This is a genomic window from Aliivibrio sp. S4MY1 (assembly GCF_028765545.1).
GTDB lineage: Bacteria > Pseudomonadota > Gammaproteobacteria > Enterobacterales > Vibrionaceae > Aliivibrio.
On the sequence record NZ_JARACP010000070.1, the window covers coordinates 1 to 557 of the forward strand.

The following is a 557-nucleotide window of genomic DNA, read 5'->3' on the forward strand; positions in this document are numbered from 1 at the left end:
TCCAAGAACGCTTTGTGCAACACCTCTGTACTACGAACTACTGGGTGTTAAAAATGAAGAACTTGAGCACTTGCGTTCAATCGAGATCCAACGCCGCAAAATAGAGGCCGCCAAACGCTACGAGCAATACGATGCAGACATAGCCCTAAAGACATACTGCCAGAGCAATATACTGCGCGTATGGGAGCACAGGCACGCACAAGCAACCTCAAGCTACACCATTAAACTGGCAGATATGAAGCCAGTAGATCGTCTTACTTACATCTCACGCAAGTTAGTTGAACGTATCAAAGCCAAAGGCTGGGCGGTCAGTACAGACATCGCTAACATCACCAAGATGGCCAACAACCTATTAAGCCGCATGGGGCTCTCTGTTAAGCAGAGCGAGCTCTCACCCTCAACACCCTAATCTATAGTTACCTTGTCACACTCTTAGTTGAGTGGGCTTTGTTGCGCCTGTTGTTTATTGCTGTATAAAAAGTAAACGATATGCACCGATAACGCGATCCATTATGACCACATCGAGATCCTTTTTAGAACGTATTCTATGACTTATT

Annotated in this window: 1 pseudogene; it reads left to right on the plus strand. The window is 45.6% G+C overall.

Annotated elements, in window-relative coordinates:
* Nucleotides 1-409: pseudogene (locus PVK71_RS20375) on the plus strand (replication initiation protein); the annotation flags it as partial.
* Nucleotides 410-557 lie beyond the last annotated feature (148 nt).